The organism is Kribbella sp. ALI-6-A, assembly GCF_001984195.1.
Taxonomy (GTDB): Bacteria; Actinomycetota; Actinomycetes; order Propionibacteriales; family Kribbellaceae; genus Kribbella.
This window is the reverse complement of sequence record NZ_MTQN01000009.1, coordinates 12,401-30,955: the sequence shown is the minus strand read 5'-3', so window position 1 is coordinate 30,955 and position 18,555 is coordinate 12,401. Positions and strand designations below refer to the sequence as shown.

Genomic DNA, 18,555 nt, shown 5'->3' with positions numbered 1-18,555 from the left:
AACCTCTTTGCACTGGAAGGGTTTCTGGATCTCTTCCAGCCTGGTCCGTGGCAACGGTACGGACGACGGGAGTTCGGCCACCGCGCGATAGCCGATCGGATGATTCAGAAGCGGGCGTGCCCGGCCTACCATCGGCAGAACATGACGACTTCACCCGCACCAGCCGCCGTGCTCGGCCAGGCCGGCGGGCTGCTGAAGGCGCTGCACACGACGTTCGTCGTCCTCGTGCTCGCCTCCGCGGTCCGCTACCTGACTGGTCACGGGTTCGGCGACCAGGCCCCGTGGATGATCGCGGGCGCCCTGGCGCTGCTGGCGACGTACGCCGCGTGGGCGGTGCTCCCTGGCCCGTTGTGGCTCGCGTTGCTGGTCGTGGTGTGGTTCGGGCTGGTGCTGCTCGCGCCTTCGTTCGCGTGGTGCGCGGTGCCGCTGTCGTTTGTCGCGCTGCGGGTGCTGGCGTTCCGGCCGGCCTGTGCCGTGGTCGCCGGCATGGTGGTCACCGTGGTGGTGCAGTGGACCCGGATGGCGGAGCGGCTCGATCCGACGATCGTGCTGGGGCCGGCGTGTATCGCCGTACTGTGCGTTGGGGCGTACCGGGCCCTGGAGCGGGATGCGGTGGCGCGGCAACTGCTGTTGGACGACCTCCATGCGACGCAAGGCGACCTGGCCGACGCTCAGCACCAGGCAGGTGCGCTGGCCGAGCGGGCGCGACTGTCGCGGGAGCTGCATGACAGCGTCGCTCAGGGGCTGTCCAGCATCAACCTGCTTCTGCAGGCGGCGGAACGCGAGTGGGCCGACCGTCCAGCTGCCGCCCGTGAGCATGCGGCGCAGGCGGCGGGGACCGCTCGGGACGCGTTGGACGAGGTACGACGAGTGGTGAGGGACCTGGCTCCGGCGGAGTTGGCCGGCTCCGGCCGGCCTGCACTGCCGGGTGCGCTTCAGCAGACATGTGCGCGGCTTGCGGCGGCGAGCGGCGTCGACATCCGCGTCCAGGTGCATGGGACACCGGTGTCGCTCGGCCCTGAGGTGGACACGGCTCTGCTGCGTACTGCCCGTGGCGCACTGGCCAACGTGATCGAGCACGCCGATGCCACAACAGCCGTCGTCACGCTGACCTACCAGCCGGACGCGGTATTCCTCGACGTACGCGACGACGGCCGCGGCCTGACACCCAGCTCCTCACCCGCCGACCCTGACCGCGGGCGGGGCCTGTCCGGCATGCGCGACCGATTGAGCGAGCTCGGCGGCACGCTGATCCTGGAGACCGAGTCGGGCGAGGGTACGGCGCTCGCCGCGTCGATTCCCCTGAAGCCGGCCACCGAGGCACCGTCGTGATCAGGGTCGCGCTGGTCGACGACCACCCCGTCGTGCGGGCCGGGATGCGCGCGCTTCTCGAAGGACAGGACGACCTCTCCGTCGTGGGAGAGGGCTCCGACGCGCACAGCGCCGTCCAACTCGTGGCTGCCCTGCGGCCCGACGTCGTACTGATGGACCTCAACCTGGGCGCGGGCCCAGGCGGCGCCGAAGTCACCGCCAGCCTCCGCGCCCTCCCGGACCCGCCGCACGTCCTCGTCCTCACGACGTACGACACCGAGGCCGACATCACCAGCGCCATCGACGCCGGCGCTTCGGGCTACCTGCTGAAAGACGCACCGCCCGAAGACCTGTTCCGCGCCATCCGAGGCACCGCCCGCGGCGAAACCATCCTGGCCCCCGCCGTAGCCGCCCGCCTGATCCGCCGCTCCGGCCCGCTCCTGACCGAGCGCGAAGTGGAAATCCTGAACCACCTCGCCACCGGCGGCTCCAACCGAGAAATCGCCCGCCGCCTCTTCGTCAGCGAGGCGACGGTCAAGTCCCACCTGTCCCACATCTACACCAAACTCGAAGTGGACACCCGAGCCGCCGCCGTGGCCCGGGCGATCGAGCAACGCATCATCCGCCCACCCAGCTGACGAAGTCTTCGGTTCTGTGGTGCCGAGGCGGCAGCGAGGTTGCTTCGGCTCAACCGGAGCGGCCGAGCGAAGCGAAGGCTGCCAGCAGACGCCGGCCCCAGCCACACAGCAGCCGAGCGAAGCGAAGGCTTCCCGGCGGCCGCAACGCCAGCCAGAGCGGCCGAGCGAAGCGAAGGCCAACCCGATCGCGGCGGCCAGCCACAGCGGCCGAGCGAAGCGATGGCCCAAGGGGGTGCGGGTGGCGGAGCCCCCGCTAGCGCCAAGCGCAGCGCAGGCGCACAAATGACGAAAGCGACCCGGTCCGCGCTTTCCGCGGACACGAGTCGCCTATCGCTTTCGTGGGCGATACTGGGTTCGAACCAGTGACCTCTTCGGTGTGAACGAAGCGCGCTACCACTGCGCCAATCGCCCGTTCGGGTGTTGCTCGTGTTGCTCGGGAGAAACCATAGCGCATGGAACGGCGACGTACGAAACCGGCCGGGCTACTCTTGCTGCAGGACGGAGACCCCGTCGCGTTGGAGACGTGATTGTGACTTTCTCGCACGACACCGAGCACGCGCTCGGAACGCTGGTCCGGCTGGTCAACACGCTGCCCGGGCCGAACAGCCAGGTCGACACGATGGTCTCGCTCGAGGATCTGGAGAAGTTCGTCCACGAGCGGGAGTTCAGCGCGGTCGGGACGCTCACCGAGACGGATCTGCAGGAGGTCCGGGATCTGCGGCCGTTGTTCTCGCCGGTGTTCACGACGAGTTCGGACGCGGAGGCGGCGGCGATGATCAACGCGATCGTCGCGCGCGGTACGACGACGCCGCGGCTGACCAACCACGACGGTCATCCGTGGCACATCCACTACTCACGCGACGGCGCGTCGCTGACCTGCCGGATCACGGTCGAGTGCGGGATCGCGCTCGCCCAGGTGATCTCGGCGGGTGAGCGGGAGCGGTTGCGGCGCTGCGAGGCGCCGGACTGTGACGACGCGTTGATCGATCTGTCCCGCAACCGGTCGAAGCGCTACTGCGACGCCCGGACCTGCGGCAACCGCCTGCACGTGGCGGCGTACCGGGAGCGCCGCAAGGCGTCGGGGGAGTAGCAGGCCCCCGTACGACGTACGCGCAAGCCGCGCCGGTGTGAGCACCGGCGCGGCTTGTCGTTGTGCCGGTCAGGCCGAGCGCGAGTCCGGGATCGCGCCGTCCAGCTCGTGGGCCGGCCAGTCGAATGCACCGTTGACCCATCGGATTCCGGTGGGCCAACGGTCGATTTAGTGGGTTGACCCACGAAATCGACCAGGGGTGGTCAGGGATCGATGTCCTCGGCGGAGCGCTCCGCGAAGACCTTCGCGACGGCGGCGGTGACCTCGCCCGGAGTGGCCAGGTCGCGGTCGTCGGCGCGGTGGATGGCCTGGACGTCCCGGGTGGTCGAGGTGAGGAAGATCTCGTCGGCCTCGGCGAGCTTGGCCAGCGGTACGTCGCGCTCGACCGCGCCGAACCAGGCGATCACCAGGCCCCTGGTGACGCCGGCCAGGGCGCCGGACTCCAGCGTCGGGGTGACCAACTCGCCGTCGTACACGCAGAAGATGTTCGAACCGGTGCCTTCGCACAGGTTGCCGACGGTGTTGGCGAAGATCGCCTCGCTGGCGCCGCGCTCCTTGGCGTAGGCCAGCGCCCGGACGTTCTCGGCGTACGACGTGGTCTTGAGGCCGGCGACGGCGCTGCGTTCGTTGCGGACCCAGGGCACGGTGACGATCGCGGAGCTCGGGGGCGGCGGCTTGATCGCCTGCGACGCGACGATCAGCGTCGGGCCGGTCGTGCCGCGGTCCGAGGACAACGGCGAGACGCCGCCGGTGTAGGTGATCCGCAGCCGGCCGAACGCGATGTCCGGGTCGGCCTTGACCACCGTCGCGATCGCGTCCTCGACCTCGGCGACGTCCGGAGCCGGCAGACCGAGTCCGGTGGCCGAGCGGACCAGCCGTTCCAGATGCTTGGTCACCGCGAACGGCCGCCCGTTCACCAGCTTCAGCGTCTCGAACACTCCGTCACCGGTGGTCAGCCCGTGATCCAGTGCCGACAACCCCGCCGCGGCCGGGTCCGGCAGTACGGCCCCGTTGAGCCAGACGATCATTCCTGCTCCTTCCAACGGCCCACACAGTAGTCCGTGCGTCGCCGTTTCGTCTTACACCGTTGGGATTTCGGCTGCTCAGGCGTGATCGCGGCATGAACACAGGGTGACGAAGGGGTACCCCGATTTTTGTGTTCGCGCCCCGATGAGCTAATGTTCTTCTCGCGCCGGGGGAACGACATACCGGGCGCAACGCGGACGTAGCTCAGTTGGTAGAGCGCAACCTTGCCAAGGTTGAGGTCGCCGGTTCGAACCCGGTCGTCCGCTCGGAGAGGGTTCGGCAGGCCAGCTTTCTCACCTGGTGGAGTGGCCGAGAGGCGAGGCAACGGCCTGCAAAGCCGTGTACACGGGTTCGAATCCCGTCTCCACCTCTGATCAACCCCTGCACAACAACTTCACACTGGACGATTGGCGCAGCGGTAGCGCGCTTCCCTGACACGGAAGAGGTCACTGGTTCGATCCCAGTATCGTCCACGAAAGCGATAGGCGACTTGTGTCCACGGAGAGCGTGGACCGGGTCGCTTTCGTTGTTTGTGCGCCTGCGCTTCGCTTGGCGCGTTGTGGGGGCTTCGCCACCCACACCCCCCTCCGGCTGTGGCGGGGGTGCGCTGTTGGGGGCGTGACGGGGTCGGGCTGGGGTGGAGGCGGATCGTGGACGCGGAGCAGGCTCGGCGGGCGTCGGCTGCGGCGGTGGCGATCGGCTCGTCGCTCGGGTTGGCCGTGGACGATTCGGTTGTGCTGAACAACTCGAACAAGTTGATCGTGCGGCTGGTGCCGTGTTCCGCCGTGGCTCGGGTGGCGCCGGCCGATCAGCAGGTCGCGTCGTTCGAGGTCGAGCTTGCTCGGGGTCTTGCCGCGGCGGGGAGTCCGGTGGGGGCTCTCGATCCCCGGGTGGAGCCGCGGGCGTACGAGCGGGACGGGTTCGTGGTGACGTTGTGGACGTACTACGAGCCGGTCGCGGCTGAGGTCGCCTCACCGCGTGAGTACGCCGAGGCGCTCGGGTTGTTGCATGCGGGGATGCGCGCGGTGGAGGTGCCGGCGCCGCACTTCCTGGAGCGGGTCGAAGACGCTCAGCGGCTGCTGGCGGATCGGGGGCTCACGCCGGAGTTGGCCGATGCCGAGCGGGAGTTGCTGAGCGACACGTTGGGGCGGTTCAGCCGAGCTGTCGTGGAGCGCGGTCCTGCTGAGCAGCTGCTGCACGGGGAACCGCATCCGGGCAACGTGCTCAGGACCTCGAAGGGCTTGCTGTTCATCGACTTCGAGACGTGTTGCCGGGGGCCGGTCGAGTTCGATCTTGCCCATGCGCCCGACGACGTGGCGGAGCACTATCCGGGCGTCGACCAGGAGCTGCTGCGGGACTGCCGGATTCTCATGCTGGCGATGATCATCACGTGGCGCTGGGACCGGGACGACCAGTTCCCGGACGGGCGCCGGGTAGGCACGGAGTGGCTGGAGCAGCTGCGGGTGGCGCTCGCCGGCTGCTGAGTGGGTTTACCGGTTGCTGGAAGTGAGCAAGATGGCGACGTTCGGTAGTCGGTGTTGGTGGCGATCTCCTGGGGGCACGAGTGCCGGGCGCTGTGGACGGGTTCGAGGGGTTCGAGGCGCTGGTCGAGCTGGTGCGGTTGCGGTACCGGCGGCTGCGGCGGCGGTTGGGGCGGGAGGACACGCCGCCGATCCTGGCGTGTGTGCAGCCGAGTCTGCACGACCATCCGGGATTGCTGGCCGGGATCGCGGAGCAGTTGCGGCCGGCGGATCGGCGCAAGAAGCCGGTGCCGTACGTGTACGTCGATCTCGGCACGGATCGCAGCGTGCGGCCCGGAGCCGATCACGATCTGGCGCCGATCGACGTCGACGACGTGGTGGAGCTGCGCAAGGTCTTGTCGGCGATGACCGGACAGCTCGGGACCGGCAACGGCGGCAAATACAAGTTCCGGCGGTTCTTCCTGGTCAACTGGTTGATGAAGATCGAGGTGCCGGAGCCCGACGGCGGGCCGTCGGCGATCAGCGGGAAGATGTTCCGGCGGGCGCTGGCGACCGCGGGCGACGACGGGACGGCCACCGCCCGGTACGCGCTGGACAGCTTGCCGCGCGTCGTCGGTACGGCGGTGCTGCTGGTCGTCACGGCGTTCTTGCGGGTGCTGCACAGCGGGCGAATCCCAGGACCCGGCCGGGCGTACCGCTGGTTCCGGACCCAGGACTTCCTGCCGCGGGGTGACGACAGCTTCGCCGAGTTGGCCTACCGGATCACCGCCGACCAGTGGCAGTCGCAGGATCCGGCGCAGATCGCCCGGCTGCTGGTCGGCGCCTTCCTGCAGGACCTTCGGGAGGCGTATCCGCGGCGCGGCTGGTTCCGGCGGTACCGGACGACGTTCCCGATCGTGCTGCTGGACGGGATCACTCGCTCGAACGGCGGCTACGCGCTGATCCGGGCGGTCGCCGACGTACGGAACGAGACGCGGACCTTCGACCCGTTGCTGCTGATGACAACGAGCCGGCTGGTTCCGCCGTTGGCCGAGCCGCCGGCCGAGGACTCGTCGCTGGAGAGTCAGAGCCCGGCGCAGCTGCTGCAGGGGTGGAACCAGCGCAGTGAGGCGTTGAGCCGCCGGCGGGAGATCGTTGCCTGGATCATCCCGATCACCGTGCACGACCGGGCGGCCGGCGAACCGCCGGCTCCGGCCGCCCGCTATCTGAGCCGGCCGCCGACGCCGTGGCGCCGTACTCGGGTCGCGCGCGGTGTCTCGGTCCTGGTCGCCTTGGCGGTGATCGGCGGCGGCTACACGGCGTACGGGATGGTGGACGACGAACGTCGCTGCGGCGACGGGTTCCAGTGGCGCGACGGGACCAGCTGGATCGGCTCGGACCCGATCGCGGACTCGGTGTCGCGGATCGACGGGACCTGTGTCGGGGTCTCCGACGGGTCGAACAGCCTGCTGTTGCCGAGCACGCAGTTCGACGACGTGCGGGGCCTGATCTTCGCGCAGAACGAGCAGGTCCGGCAGGTGCACGAGCAGGCGCCGCAGCGTCCGCTGATGACGTTGGTGTTCATCGCGGCGGTCGCCGACCAGGTGGGCGTCGACAACGCCCTGGCCGCTCAACGTGAGCAGCTCGCGGGGATGGCCGTCGTCCAGGCGCGGCAGCTGGACCGGGATCGTGCCGGCGAGCCGCTGCTCCGGGTCCTGATCGCGAACGCCGGGCCGCAGCTGGGGCACACGCGGTTCGTCGTCGACCGGTTGCGGGTGCTGATGAAGGACGATCCCAGCATCGTCGCGGCGACCGGTCTGCACGAGAGCCGCGAGTCGACGCAGGCGATGGTGAAGGAGCTCGCGGCGGCCGGCATCCCGTCGATCGCGGCGACGCTGACCGCCGACACGATGGTGCAGACGTCCCGGTTGTACTTCCAGATCTCGCCGCAGAACCGGCGGGAGGCCGCGGTCGCCGCGGCGTACCTCGACCAGCTGATGACGAAGGGGCACGATCCGTTCGGGCATCGGCTGACCCGCCGGGTGCGGCTGTACAAGTCGGCCGACAGCCAGGACACCTACAGCCAGAACCTCGCCGCCGACCTCGAACAGAGCCTCGCGCGCCGCGGGGTCGCGGTGACGACGACCTCGATCCGGCCCGACGGCCGGGGCACGGACGGGCTGGACGCCGAGCGCGCCGGCCGGGACGCCTGCGACGCGAAGGGCGAGGCGGTGCTGTACGCCGCCCGCGGGCTGGTCGACTTCCAGGCGTTCCTGGACGGCATCACCGATCGATGCCCGAAGCAACCGCCGTACGTGCTGGCGGGGGACGACGTCACCAAGCACGTGGCCGAGCGCAAGGTGAGCGCGGCGAACCGGGCCGTGCCGTACCAGTACCTGTCGCTCGCGATCGCGCCCGAGCTGGGTGGTGCCGCGTCACCGGCGGCGGCGAACTTCTACCAGCGGCTCAAGGAGCTGTTCAACTACGAGAGCGATCCCGAGCGGTCCAGGACGCTGGACGGTCACGCGGCGCTGAGCTTCGACGCCGGGTACACGGCCGTGCTCGCGGTCCGGTTCCTGGCCGAGAACAACATCGCGATCAGCAGCGCGACGCTGTGGCCGGCACTGTTGTCGATCACCGACGCCGGCGGCCAGCAGCGCCGCTACGAGGGTGTCACCGGCACGATCGACTTCGGCGGCCGGATCGACCAGCGGGTTCCGGTGAACAAGCCGGTCTACATCGTCACCTTCCGGGACGGGAAGGCGACCGCCAAGGACAACCTGGTCTGCGGCGCACCCGCGGACCGGGAGAGCGCGCTGACCAAGCCGTGGTGCCCGGTCGATCAGTAGTAGCGGCGAAGCTTCGGCCAGAGCGCCGACCACGGTTCGACCGGGCCGGTGCAGCGCAGCACGTGGGCGCCTTGCTCCTCGTTGTCGACGTCGTGGCCGTTGTCGACGCGGGCCGCCTCGGTGCAGGTGCCGAAGTGGGCCTCGTACCGGGGTGAGCGTTCCTGGGTGACCAGGACGACCGGGCCGTCCTGCTGATCCGACGGCGGCGGCCAGTCGGCGTAGCTCATGTGCCCCGAGTACGCCGTGGGCAGGTCGCGCCCGTACTTCGCGAGAGCGCCGGCCTCGCCGTAGTTGCCCGCGAAGACAACGGCGCGATCGCGCTCTCCGGCAGGGAGTTGTTGCCAGACCGCGGTGACGGTCGAGGCGAGTTCGGGCCAGCCGATCTGTTCGCCCTGTTCGGCGTTGACGGGCAGCACGAGGTTGACGGCGGAGACGGGGAGCACGGGCAGCGTGAACGCGGCCGAGGTGACGGCGGTGAGGACGGCGCCCGCGGCCAGGACGGCACGACGTACCGGCCGGCGGCCGCGCTGCAGCCAGTCGATCGTCGGCTGGGCGCCGGCGGCAACCAGGACCAGCAGCAGGGGAAGCGCGTAGTACGACTTGCCGCCGGCGGCGAGCACGATCACGCACAAGATCGGGTAGGAGAGCGCGATCGCGCGTGACCAGCGCAGCGCGGGGGGTCGCCAGAGGCGGCGGAATCCGGCGATCCAGATCGGGACCAGGAACGGGGACAGCTGCAGGATCTGCAGTGGCACGAACATGATCCGGTTCTCGGCGCCGTCGTCCTCGCTGATGCCGCCGGCAACGGTGAGCTGAGGCCAGTCGTGGGTCGCCTGCCAGATCAGGTTCGGGGCGGCGACGAGGGCGGCGACGGCGATGCCGGCCGGCAGGTACCAGGTCTTGAGGACGCTGCGCGGGCCGGTGATCAGCAGGGCGATGAGCAAAGCCGCGAGAGGGAGGACGACGAGGTACTTGTTCTCCAGCGCGATGCCGGCGGTGAGCCCGAGCGGGATCCACCAGCGGCCGTCGGCGGTGCGGAGCAGGCGGGTCGCGAGAAGAGCGATCACCATCCAGGCCAGCAGGTCGAACGTCGCGGTGGAGACCATGTGCCCGGTGGCGAGCACGAAGCCGGCGAGCGCCGTACCGGCGGCGGCGAGAATCTGCGCGCGGCGTTCGCCGGAGAACTCGCGGGCGATCAGCGCGACGACCACCACCGTGATCGCGGCGCTGAGGGTGGCGACGACGCGCATCCCCATCAGGGTGTCGCCGAAGAGCGTGATGGACAGCCGGGTCAGTAGCGGCGTGAGCGGCGGCTGGTCGGTGTAGCCCCAGGCCAGGTGCTCGCCGGCGACGCGGAAGTACAGCTCGTCACGGTGGTAGCCGTACCGGCCGGACAGCGCAGTGAGCGCCGCGGCGACCGCCAGCGCGATGAACGTGACCGGCACGAGAGCGAACGCGGGGACCGACGGGCGCGACATGTCGGAATGCTGTCAGTCGCGGAGGCCACCGGCCAGACGTCACTCGGACAGAAGTTCGGGCGCGCGGCCTCGGTCGAGCCGGATGACGCGACCGGCGAGGTCGTCGTCCTCGATCAGCCGGACGACGGAGTCGGTCAGCGCCTTGAGGGGAACCAGCTCCGGTCCGCGCTCGGCGGGCGGCAAGGCCTCGCGTTCGGCGACTCCGCGTTCGGTCGCCACCCAGTCCGGTACGACGCAGTTGACGCGCACGCGGTGGCTTTCCCGCAGCGGCGCGAGCGTGGCGGTGAAGCGGATCAGACCGGCCTTGGCCGCGCTGTACTCCGGCGAGAGGTGCGGCCCGAGTCCCGTGCCCGCCGTCGAGCCGATGTTGACGACCGCGCCGCCGCCGGCCTGCCGCATCGGGTCCAGCACGAGCTGCGTGGCGAGCATCGGTGCGCGGAGATTGAGTTCGAGGGACGCCGTCCAGCGGTCGGCGCCGGCCTCGGGGAAACACGGTCTGAGGACCGCGCCGCCGCCCGCGTTGTTCACCAGGATGCTGGGCCGGCAGTCGGCGAGCAGCGTCGTGAGCGCCTGGTCGTCGCGCACGTCGACGTGCTCGTAGCGGGCCGCGGCACCGATCTCTTCGGCGGCTTCACGGCCTGCTACGTCGTTGACGTCGGCCAGTACGACGTACGCGCCTTCGGCCGCGAGCCGGGTCGCGATCGCGCGACCGGTCCCGACGGCGGCGCCGGTGACGACCGCCCGGGCTCCGTGGATGTCCATGGACCCACTCTGTCGGGAGGCACCGACAGATTCCCCGGGTTGGTATGTCCCGGTATGCCGGAGGAGACTTGTCCGCGCTCCGGTAGGGGTGATTTGGTATGTCAACCTGCCGCCTGACAGGAGGACCGGATGGCGCTGCTGTACGAGCGGATCAGTGCGCACGTGCTCGAGGAGATCCGGAGCGGAGCGCTGGGGCCGGGGGACCGGGTTGCGTCGGAGACGGAGCTGGCGGCGCAGTTCGAGGTCAGCCGGATCACGTCCAAGCGGGCGCTCGAGGTGCTGCGTGAGGCGGGGCTGATCGAGCGGGTCCGGGGCAAGGGGTCGTTCGTCGTCCAGGATCTGCCGGACCTGGAAGGGGTCACCACGCCGTTGCGCGGCCGGATCGCGGCCCGTCCGGCGCGGGCCCGGCCGCGTCCGGGAGCGATCGGGCTGGTCATCCCTGACGTGTCCGAGGCATACGGGCTCGAGTTGCTGCGCGCGATCGAGGAACGCTGCGCGGAGCACGGCGCCCACCTGCTCGTACGCCGTACGCGCGGCCGGCAGTCCGACGAGGAGCAGGCGGTGGACGCGCTGGTGGCGTCGGGCGAGGTCGACGGGATGATCGTCTTCCCCGTGCACGGGGACTACTACAACGCGAGCCTGCTGCGGCAGGTGCTCGACGGGTATCCGATCGTCTTGGTCGACCGGCACCTGTCCGGGATCCCGGTCTCGGCCGTGCACACCGACAACGTCGCGGCGTCGCGGGCGCTGACCGAACGGCTGCTCGAACTCGGCCACCGCCACATCGCCTTCGTCTCGCCGCCTCCGCAGAACACGTCGAGCATCGAGGAGCGGCTGGAGGGTTTCCTGGCCGCCTTCGCCGGGCGCGAACCCGGGCGGCATCAGGCCCATCAGTTGACGTCCCTGCGCAGCACGCTGCCGGGATCGTTCAGCCGGGAGAGCGTTCTCGCTGATCTCGACCGGATCCGTGCGTTCCGCGCCGAGGTGCCGGAGGTGACCGCGTACGTCGCCTGCGAGTACAACCTCGCGCGGATGCTGGACCGGGCCTTCGACCGGCCGCACGACCTGGTCATCGCGTGCTTCGATTCCCCCGGTGACCCGATCACCGGTTCGCCGTACCTGCACGTCCGGCAGGATCAGCAGGAGATGGGCCGGCAGGCGGTCGACCTGCTGGTGGCGCGGGTGCGGGGTGAGTCGGTGCCGGGCCTCTCGCTGGTCCCGTTCGAGCTGATCGATGCCGACGACAACTGACCTGCGACGACGCCCGATGCTGACTTTCGGCAGTACTGACGTGACGCGGCGACTGTGTAGCGTCGGAGGGTGACGTGGCGACGCGCGGGCGACTTCGGGCTGTGGGCCGGTTTGTCGTTCCTGGTGATCGCGGAGAGCGGTTCCCGCGGTGATCCCTACTGGTTGATGGGCGGCTGCGTCGCACTGCTGGCGGCCGCCGTCCTGCTGCGGCGGACCCGGCCGCTGCTCGCGCTCGCCGTGGTGCTGCTGCCCGGGACAGTCATCGTCGGATTCACCATGAGTACGACGTACGGGACTCCGATCGCGCTGGTGCCGGCGGTCTCGCTGCTCGCCTATCTGGCCGGGCGGCGGGAGACGCAGCTCAGGTACTTCGTCGCGTTGATCAGCGGTTCCCTCGTGTTGCTGCTGGCGGTGGGGCTGGTCCTACTGCGGAGCGAGGCGATCGCCACCACGTTGCTGAGCTGGCTCGTGATGGTGCTGCTGGCGCTGGTGCTGTTCGTGCTGCCGTGGCTGATCGGCCGCTACCGGGCGCAGCAGGCCTTGCTCGCGACCGCGGGCTGGGAACGCGCCGAGCGGATCGAGCGTGAGCAGCGGATGGAGATCGAGCAGGTCCGGCTCAGGGAGCGCTCTCGCATCGCCGAGGACATGCACGACTCGGTCGGCCACGAGCTCAGTCTGATCGCGCTCCGCGCCGCCGCGCTCGAGGTCGACGCCGAGCTGCCCGAACGGCACCGGCGGGCCGCGACCGAACTGCGCGAGGCGGCCGCCACGGCGACCGAGCGGCTCGGCGAGATCATCGGCGTCCTGCGGGACGCGGACGCGCAGGCGCCGGTCGTCCCGAGCGACGAGTCGGTGGCGGAGCTGGTCGACCGGGCGGCGGCGTCCGGGCTGGCGGTGCGACTGGTGCAGGAAGGTGCGGCCGAGGCGTCGCCGATGGTGGACCGGGCGATCCATCGGGTCGTGCAGGAGTCGCTGACCAACGCGAGCAAGCACGCACCGGGCGCCGAGGTCGTCGTCACCCTGACCCGCGGCGAGCACGAGGTGGTCGTCCGGATCACCGACACCGGGGCGACCCGCGCGGTGCCGGAGGGAGTCCCGTCCAGTGGCACCGGCCTGGCTGGGTTGGCGGAGCGGATCCGGCTGGTCGGCGGCACGCTGACGGCGGGGCCGCGAGAGGACGGGAGTGATGTGTCGATCGGCTCGTCCGGCTCCGGGGGTGAGCATGAGGGAGTCGTTCGGTCCGCGCGCGGCTTCGAGGTGGTCGCACGGATTCCCCGGGCCGGTGGGCGGCCGGAGACCGGGCGGGACGTGGTCGTCGGCGCTCCGGACGAGCGGTCGGCGACGGCGGACGAGCGGGACGTCGTACGGCGTCGCGCCCGGCGCGGGCTGATCACGGCGCTGCTGGTGCCGACCGTGCTCGGCGCGGCGATCGGGGTGATTGCCTTGGGCTACTACTTGGTGGCCGGGTACAACTCCGTGCTCCGGCCGGAGCGGTTCGACGCGTTGCGGATCGGGCAGAGCCTCGACGAGGTCGAACCGGCGCTGCCGCGGATGCAGATGATCGACCCACCGTCCGAGCGAGTGGTCGAGCCCGAGGGCTGGACCTGCCGGTTCTACCGGCCCGACGGGCCGTTCTCGATCAACTACGCCTACCGGCTGTGCTTCGAGGACAACCGCCTGGTCGCCAAGGAGATCGTGCAGACCGGCTCGATCCAGCCGACGATCGAGGCCGACCCGACCGATCCCACCCCGGCGAAGGACGGACCACGGTGACCGAGCAAGTCCAGCGATCGGCGTCGCGCCGGTGAAGGAAGGAACACGATGATCCGGGTCCTGCTGGCCGACGACGAGGCGATGGTGCGGGCCGGGGTGCGGGCGATCCTCGCCTCGGACGACGGGATCGACGTGGTGGCCGAGGCCGGCGACGGCGCCGAGGCGGTCGAGCTGGTGCAGCGGCACCGGCCCGACGTCGCCGTGCTGGACATCCGGATGCCGCGGATGGACGGGCTCGCCGCCGGGGCGGAGATCCGCCGGAGCGTGCCGGAGACCGCGGTGGTGATCCTGACGACGTTCTCCGAGGACGCCTACATCGCGAAGGCGCTCGGCGACGGCGCGAGCGGGTTCCTGCTGAAGTCGGGGGATCCGCGCGAGCTGATCGCCGGATTGAAGGCGGTCGCCGACGGTGCGGCATACCTGTCGCCGAAGATCGCTCAGCGCGTGATCGCCGAGCTCGGCGCGGGCGCCGGGGGAGGCCGGATGGCGCGCGCCGCGGAGGCCAAAGAGCAGGTCGACGTGCTGAGTCCTCGCGAGCGGGAAGTGCTGTCGCTGGTCGGTGCCGGACTGTCGAACGCCGAGATCGCCGCCCGGCTGTACCTGGTCGAGGGAACGGTGAAGGCCTACGTCAGCGCCGTGCTGACCCGCCTCAACGTGAAGAACCGCGTCCAGGCCGCGATCATCGCGTACGAAGCCGGTCTGGTGTCCTGAGCCGGCAGGTGATTCGCCGCCCGTTGGCGAAGCCGCCACCGGGTACCGGCGTCCCCGTGGCCGGAAGGGGCCGCCGACGCTCCGGCGGGTGACACCGGATGGACACTTGGTCATGGGATAGTGGGACCTCCCGGTGGAACGTGACCCGGGATGGACCAGTCAAGCCGGGGCGGGCGGCACCGCTTCGTCGAGAGAATCAGGGGACCCAGGTCGTGACCGACTCGCACAACTCCGGACAGCACAAGGACCGGGAAGCGGCGGCGGCCGAGGTCCGAAGGATGTGGCAGCCCACGCCGTCCTGGAGCCAGCCGGACCCCGGCGCGCCGCCCGAGCCTGAGCCGGCCGAGCCGGCCGACGACAGCAAGGACGCGCTCAGCCAGGAGTTCCCGGGCGACACGTGGTCGGCCCAGAGCCAGCCGGGCCAGGCCACGCCGTACGGCGGCCACGGCTCCCAGTCCGACCCCGGCACCGCCGGTACGCCGGGCGCTCACAGCGCCGGTGCACACAGCGCCGGATCTTCCACGGCCGGATCCGCCGGAGCTCACAGCGCGAGCACTCCTGAGAAGCCCGAGGCCAACCCCTGGGGCTCCGCCAAGGCGAGCACGCCGGAGTCCAGCTCCTGGAGCACCGCCAACCCGGGCTCGGCCAGCGGTGCGCCGACCGCGACCCCGGCCGCTGACCCCTGGACGCAGCCGGCCGAGCCTGCCGAGCCGGCGGCCCCGCAGCTGTCGCCGACCGCCCAGCAGTTCTTCCCGCAGGGCATCCCGAACCAGCACCCCCAGCCGCCGCAGCGTGAGGTCTCCTACCGCGCCGACGAGCTGATCCAGGCCCTGCCGTTGCCGCGGGAGGCTCCGGCCGAGCGTGGCGTCCGCAGCGTCCTGCGGATGCGTCCGGGCAGCGCCGAGCGGGCCGAGCGGATCGCCCGGGCGACCGCCGCGACCGCGTTCCGCCGTCCGGTGACGATCACCGTGGCCAACCCGAAGGGCGGCTCGGGCAAGACGCCGACCACGCTCCTGCTGGCCGGTGCGCTCGGCCAGGCCCGCGGCGGCGGTGTGGTCGCCTGGGACAACAACGAGCTGCGCGGCAACATGCACCTGCGCACCCACGACACCAACTCCCGCTCCACCGTCACCGACCTGCTGCAGGCGATGCCGATGCTGACCCAGCCGGACGCCCGGCTCGGTGACGTCGCGGCCTACCTGCGGCACCAGGTGGCCGGCCAGTACGACGTGCTGACGTCCGCGACCACGACGTACTCGCAGATCGAGGCGAAGGACTTCGACCAGATCCACCGGCTGCTGAGCCGCTTCTACAAGGTGCTGGTGATCGACACCGGCAACAACGAGGGCTCCAGCAACTGGCGGGAGGCGATGAAGGCGTCCGACGCGCTGGTCATCCCGATCAAGTGGAAGAGCCTGTCCTGCGCGGCCGCCGTACAGATGCTGGAGGAGCTCGACCACCAGGGGCCGGAGGCGCAGCGCCTGATCCGGCGTGCGGTGATCGCCGTCAGCAACGGTCCCGGCGACGTGAACAAGGAGGTCGAGAAGCAGCTGCGCCCGTACTTCGAGTCGCGCGCCGCCGCGGTCGTCGACATTCCGACCGACCCGCACATCGCAGCCGAGGGTGCGCTGGACCACTCGGCCCTGCAGCCGGCCACCCGCCGCGCCGGTCTGGAGCTGGCCGCCAGGGTCGCCGAGCAGATCACCATCGCGCTCAACGTCCCGCGCTGACCGACAGCACGAAGGGCTCCGACCACCTGGTCGGAGCCCTTTGCCGTTGTCAGGCGTCGTGGCGCTGAAGGACCCGAAGCCCCAGGGCCAGTCCGCCGATCGCCCACGCCACCAGTACGGCGAAGCTCAGTGCCGGCGACATCAGGTCGCCGGAGCCGCTGAGGAACGCCTCGCCGGCACCACCGGGGAGGAGAGCCGCCAGCCATTGCAGCGCCCGGATGCTGCTCTGCCCGAGCATCAACGGCACGACCAGCAGCAGGAGGAACGCGGCGGTCAGAGTACCGGCGGTGTTTCTGATCACGAAGGCGATGCCGGCGGTGAACAGCCCGGCCAGCAGGGAGTACGCACCGATCTTCGCCAGGTCTGTGACGAGCGCCGACGCGTTCCAGTCGGCCCACTGACCGGCGGCGAGTCCAGCTCCGATTGCGGCGACCAGGCCGAGCAAAGCGCCGTACACGAAGAGCACCGGAGCGAGTACGAGGGCCTTGCCGAGCAGCACGTCACGGCGTACCGGGGTCCACTGCAGTGTGCTGCGGATGCTGCCGGTCGCATACTCCGACGTGACCGGGACCATCGCGAACGCGGCGATGACCACCTGCACGATCATCAGCGCCCCGATCGCCATCGCACCCACCGTGGCCGGCTCGACCACTTGACCCGGTCCCGGGTTCTCACGCTCGTACGCCGCACTGAAGCCGAGCTGCAGTCCCAGCAGTCCGGTCAGCGCGATGGCGCCGATCACGTTCAGCCAGGAGGAGCGGACCGACCACAGCTTGGTCCACTCCGCGGCCATCGATCCGCGCAGGCCGCCGGGTGTCGACCTGTGGTCCACGGTGATGGTTGCCGTACTCATCGTTCTCCTACAGTCGTGAGCTCGGTCTCGACCTCGACCTCAGCTCGAGGGGTACGCCGCTTGCGGCGCTGGTGCCGGACGACCTCGACGATCGCCGTGACCGCGAGCGCCAGGCCGATGCCGAGCAGGACACCCTTCAACGGGTTGTCCTCGAACGCCTTGCCGCCCAGATAGCCGACCAGCGAGCAGTACAGGCCCCAGCTGATCGCCGCGAGCCCGGCGAAGAAGCTGAACTTGCGAGCCGGGTAGCGCACCGCGCCCATGGTCAGCGTGACGGCGGTCCGGCCGCCGGGGATGTAGCGGGCGACCACCAGCACCAGTCCGCCACGTTCTTCCAGGGCGTTGCGGGCCCACAGCGTCATGGCGTGCCGCTTGGTGCCTGGCTTCGTCCGAGCGATCAGGCGGCCGCCCGCGCCCCGGCCGAGGAAGTAGGACACGTGGTCGCCGACGAACGCACCAGCCGCGGCGATCGCGATCACGCCGTACAGGTTGGGCTCGCCGGTGGCGGCGAAGACGCCGGCCGTGACGACCAGCGTCTCGCTGGGGATCGCCGGGAAGAAGCCGTCGAGTGCCGCGAAGCCGAACAGGGCCAGGTAGATCCACCAGGACGACATCAGCTCTTCGGTGAAGTGCAGGATCGCGTCACCCATCACGCCACCTCGGCAGCGACGCCGTACTGGACGCTGTCGGCCGTCAGCTCCATGTAGGCCTCTTCCAGCGACGCCTGCTGAGTGGACAGCTCATGCACCCGTACGCCGAGCTCGTACGCCAGGTCACCGACCCGCTCGACCGGTACGCCGCTGACGATCAGCTGGTCGGCCTTGGACTCCACCTGCTCGGCTTCACTGGTCAGCCGCTCCCGCAGTACGCCGCGACCCGCCGCGTCGGGCACGCGGACCCGCACGGTGGCCCGGGACGATCCGGCGATCACCGAGGCGGTCGGTGCGTCGGCGATCAGCCTGCCGCGACCGATCACCACGAGCTGGTCGGCGGTCAGCTGCATCTCGCTCATCAGGTGGCTGGACACGAACACGGTCCGGCCCTCCGCGGCGAGCGAGCGCATCAGCTGGCGGACCCAGCGCACGCCGTCCGGGTCGAGGCCGTTCACCGGCTCGTCGAACATCAGGATCTCCGGGTCGCCGAGCAGCGCGCCGGCGATGCCGAGCCGCTGGCCCATGCCCAGCGAGAACTGCCCGGCGTGCTTGCCACCCACCTCGTCGACACCGACGATGCGCAGCACCTCGTCCACCCGGCTGACGGAGATGCCGTTGCTGCGTGCCATCGCGACCAGGTGGTTGCGGGCGGTCCGCCGGGGGTGCAGCGCCTTCGCGTCGAGCAGCGCGCCGACCTTGGCCAGCGGGACCGGCCACTCGACGTACGGGCGGCCGTCGACCAGCGCCTGGCCGGTGGTGGGGCGGTCGAGACCGAGGATCATCCGCATCGTGGTGGACTTTCCGGCGCCGTTCGGGCCGAGGAAGCCGGTCACCCGTCCGGGGGAGATGGTCAGGTCGAGCGCGTCGACGGCGGTCGTCGGGCCGTAGCGCTTGGTGAGTCCTTCGAGGGTGATCACGGATGCCCTTCCGATTCCTGGAGTGTGCTTCGAACCTAGGAATTCCGGCGGGT

Annotated in this window: 15 protein-coding genes and 4 tRNA genes; 12 read left to right on the top strand and 7 right to left on the bottom strand. The window is 70.5% G+C overall.

Going from position 1 to position 18,555, the window contains the following annotated elements; all coding sequences use genetic code 11:
- The first annotated feature begins 141 nt into the window (after positions 1–141).
- Positions 142–1,332 carry a sensor histidine kinase gene (locus BWI15_RS09115; RefSeq protein ID WP_077014785.1) on the top strand — a complete coding sequence of 397 codons (1,191 nt, stop codon included), beginning with the start codon at positions 142–144 and terminating at the stop codon, positions 1,330–1,332.
- A complete protein-coding gene (locus tag BWI15_RS09110) occupies positions 1,329–1,949 on the top strand; it encodes a response regulator (RefSeq protein ID WP_077013905.1) in 621 nt (206 codons plus the stop codon). The genes BWI15_RS09115 and BWI15_RS09110 overlap by 4 nt, the downstream gene beginning before the upstream one ends.
- 339 nt (positions 1,950–2,288) lie before the next feature.
- Here the strand turns inward: BWI15_RS09110 and BWI15_RS09105 are convergent.
- Positions 2,289–2,360 (bottom strand) — tRNA-Val (locus tag BWI15_RS09105).
- Between the two features lie 118 nt (positions 2,361–2,478).
- Here BWI15_RS09105 and BWI15_RS09100 point away from each other — a divergent pair.
- Positions 2,479–3,039, top strand: a complete 561-nt coding sequence (locus BWI15_RS09100) for a CGNR zinc finger domain-containing protein (protein ID WP_077013904.1) — start codon at positions 2,479–2,481, stop codon at positions 3,037–3,039.
- Positions 3,040–3,242: 203 nt separating this feature from the next.
- Here the strand turns inward: BWI15_RS09100 and BWI15_RS09095 are convergent, their stop codons facing one another.
- Positions 3,243–4,067 (bottom strand): aminotransferase class IV, encoded by an 825-nt coding sequence (locus BWI15_RS09095; protein ID WP_077013903.1) that lies wholly within the window; start codon positions 4,065–4,067, stop codon positions 3,243–3,245.
- Between the two features lie 191 nt (positions 4,068–4,258).
- On the opposite strand from BWI15_RS09095, the gene BWI15_RS09090 reads away from it, so the two are divergent.
- The 5 genes from BWI15_RS09090 (at position 4,259) to BWI15_RS09070 (ending at position 8,374) form a co-directional block, all read left to right on the top strand.
- A tRNA-Gly gene (locus tag BWI15_RS09090) sits at positions 4,259–4,331 on the top strand.
- Between the two features lie 33 nt (positions 4,332–4,364).
- Positions 4,365–4,435 (top strand) — tRNA-Cys (locus tag BWI15_RS09085).
- Between the two features lie 31 nt (positions 4,436–4,466).
- Positions 4,467–4,538, top strand: a tRNA-Val gene (locus BWI15_RS09080).
- Between the two features lie 177 nt (positions 4,539–4,715).
- On the top strand, positions 4,716–5,549 hold the full coding sequence (locus BWI15_RS09075) for a phosphotransferase enzyme family protein (protein ID WP_077013902.1): 834 nt from the start codon (positions 4,716–4,718) through the stop codon (positions 5,547–5,549).
- Between the two features lie 92 nt (positions 5,550–5,641).
- Positions 5,642–8,374, top strand: coding sequence for an ABC transporter substrate-binding protein (locus BWI15_RS09070; RefSeq protein ID WP_077013901.1), 2,733 nt, complete (start codon positions 5,642–5,644; stop codon positions 8,372–8,374).
- On the opposite strand, the gene BWI15_RS09065 is transcribed toward BWI15_RS09070, so the two are convergent.
- Positions 8,368–9,852, bottom strand: coding sequence for an ArnT family glycosyltransferase (locus BWI15_RS09065; protein WP_077013900.1), 1,485 nt, complete (start codon positions 9,850–9,852; stop codon positions 8,368–8,370). The genes BWI15_RS09070 and BWI15_RS09065 overlap by 7 nt on opposite strands.
- Positions 9,853–9,891: 39 nt before the next feature.
- Entirely contained in the window at positions 9,892–10,614 is a 723-nt protein-coding gene (locus BWI15_RS09060) for an SDR family NAD(P)-dependent oxidoreductase (protein WP_077013899.1), read from the bottom strand.
- Positions 10,615–10,743: 129 nt separating this feature from the next.
- Between BWI15_RS09060 and BWI15_RS09055 the strand changes: the two genes are divergently transcribed.
- The 4 genes from BWI15_RS09055 to BWI15_RS09040 all read left to right on the top strand — a co-directional run bounded on the left by BWI15_RS09055 (position 10,744) and on the right by BWI15_RS09040 (position 16,079).
- Positions 10,744–11,865, top strand: coding sequence for a GntR family transcriptional regulator (locus BWI15_RS09055; RefSeq protein ID WP_077013898.1), 1,122 nt, complete (start codon positions 10,744–10,746; stop codon positions 11,863–11,865).
- Positions 11,866–11,934: 69 nt separating this feature from the next.
- A complete protein-coding gene (locus tag BWI15_RS09050; protein WP_077013897.1) occupies positions 11,935–13,638 on the top strand; it encodes a sensor histidine kinase in 1,704 nt (567 codons plus the stop codon).
- A gap of 48 nt (positions 13,639–13,686) precedes the next feature.
- On the top strand, positions 13,687–14,349 hold the full coding sequence (locus BWI15_RS09045; RefSeq protein WP_077013896.1) for a response regulator: 663 nt from the start codon (positions 13,687–13,689) through the stop codon (positions 14,347–14,349).
- Between the two features lie 212 nt (positions 14,350–14,561).
- Positions 14,562–16,079, top strand: a complete 1,518-nt coding sequence (locus BWI15_RS09040) for a MinD/ParA family ATP-binding protein (protein ID WP_077013895.1) — start codon at positions 14,562–14,564, stop codon at positions 16,077–16,079.
- A gap of 49 nt (positions 16,080–16,128) precedes the next feature.
- Here BWI15_RS09040 and BWI15_RS09035 read toward each other — a convergent pair whose 3' ends face one another.
- From BWI15_RS09035 to BWI15_RS09025, 3 genes are read right to left on the bottom strand one after another with little or no spacing between them, the layout of a single operon-like run.
- Complete coding sequence (locus tag BWI15_RS09035; protein WP_077013894.1) at positions 16,129–16,932, bottom strand: ABC transporter permease; 804 nt, start codon at positions 16,930–16,932, stop codon at positions 16,129–16,131.
- Positions 16,929–17,582, bottom strand: a complete 654-nt coding sequence (locus tag BWI15_RS09030; RefSeq protein ID WP_077013893.1) for a DedA family protein — start codon at positions 17,580–17,582, stop codon at positions 16,929–16,931. Before BWI15_RS09030 ends, BWI15_RS09035 begins: the two co-directional genes overlap by 4 nt.
- A complete protein-coding gene (locus tag BWI15_RS09025; RefSeq protein WP_077013892.1) occupies positions 17,582–18,502 on the bottom strand; it encodes an ATP-binding cassette domain-containing protein in 921 nt (306 codons plus the stop codon). The genes BWI15_RS09030 and BWI15_RS09025 overlap by 1 nt, the downstream gene beginning before the upstream one ends.
- Between the last annotated feature and the right edge of the window lie 53 nt (positions 18,503–18,555).

Coding starts and splice junctions, on each gene's coding strand:
- BWI15_RS09115 (WP_077014785.1), top strand. CDS start 142: ATGACGACTTCACCCGCACCAGCCGCCGTGCTCGGCCAGGCCGGCGGG.
- BWI15_RS09095 (WP_077013903.1), bottom strand. CDS start 4,067: ATGATCGTCTGGCTCAACGGGGCCGTACTGCCGGACCCGGCCGCGGCG.
- BWI15_RS09065 (WP_077013900.1), bottom strand. CDS start 9,852: ATGTCGCGCCCGTCGGTCCCCGCGTTCGCTCTCGTGCCGGTCACGTTC.
- BWI15_RS09060 (WP_077013899.1), bottom strand. CDS start 10,614: ATGGACATCCACGGAGCCCGGGCGGTCGTCACCGGCGCCGCCGTCGGG.
- BWI15_RS09055 (WP_077013898.1), top strand. CDS start 10,744: ATGGCGCTGCTGTACGAGCGGATCAGTGCGCACGTGCTCGAGGAGATC.
- BWI15_RS09045 (WP_077013896.1), top strand. CDS start 13,687: ATGATCCGGGTCCTGCTGGCCGACGACGAGGCGATGGTGCGGGCCGGG.
- BWI15_RS09035 (WP_077013894.1), bottom strand. CDS start 16,932: ATGAGTACGGCAACCATCACCGTGGACCACAGGTCGACACCCGGCGGC.
- BWI15_RS09030 (WP_077013893.1), bottom strand. CDS start 17,582: ATGGGTGACGCGATCCTGCACTTCACCGAAGAGCTGATGTCGTCCTGG.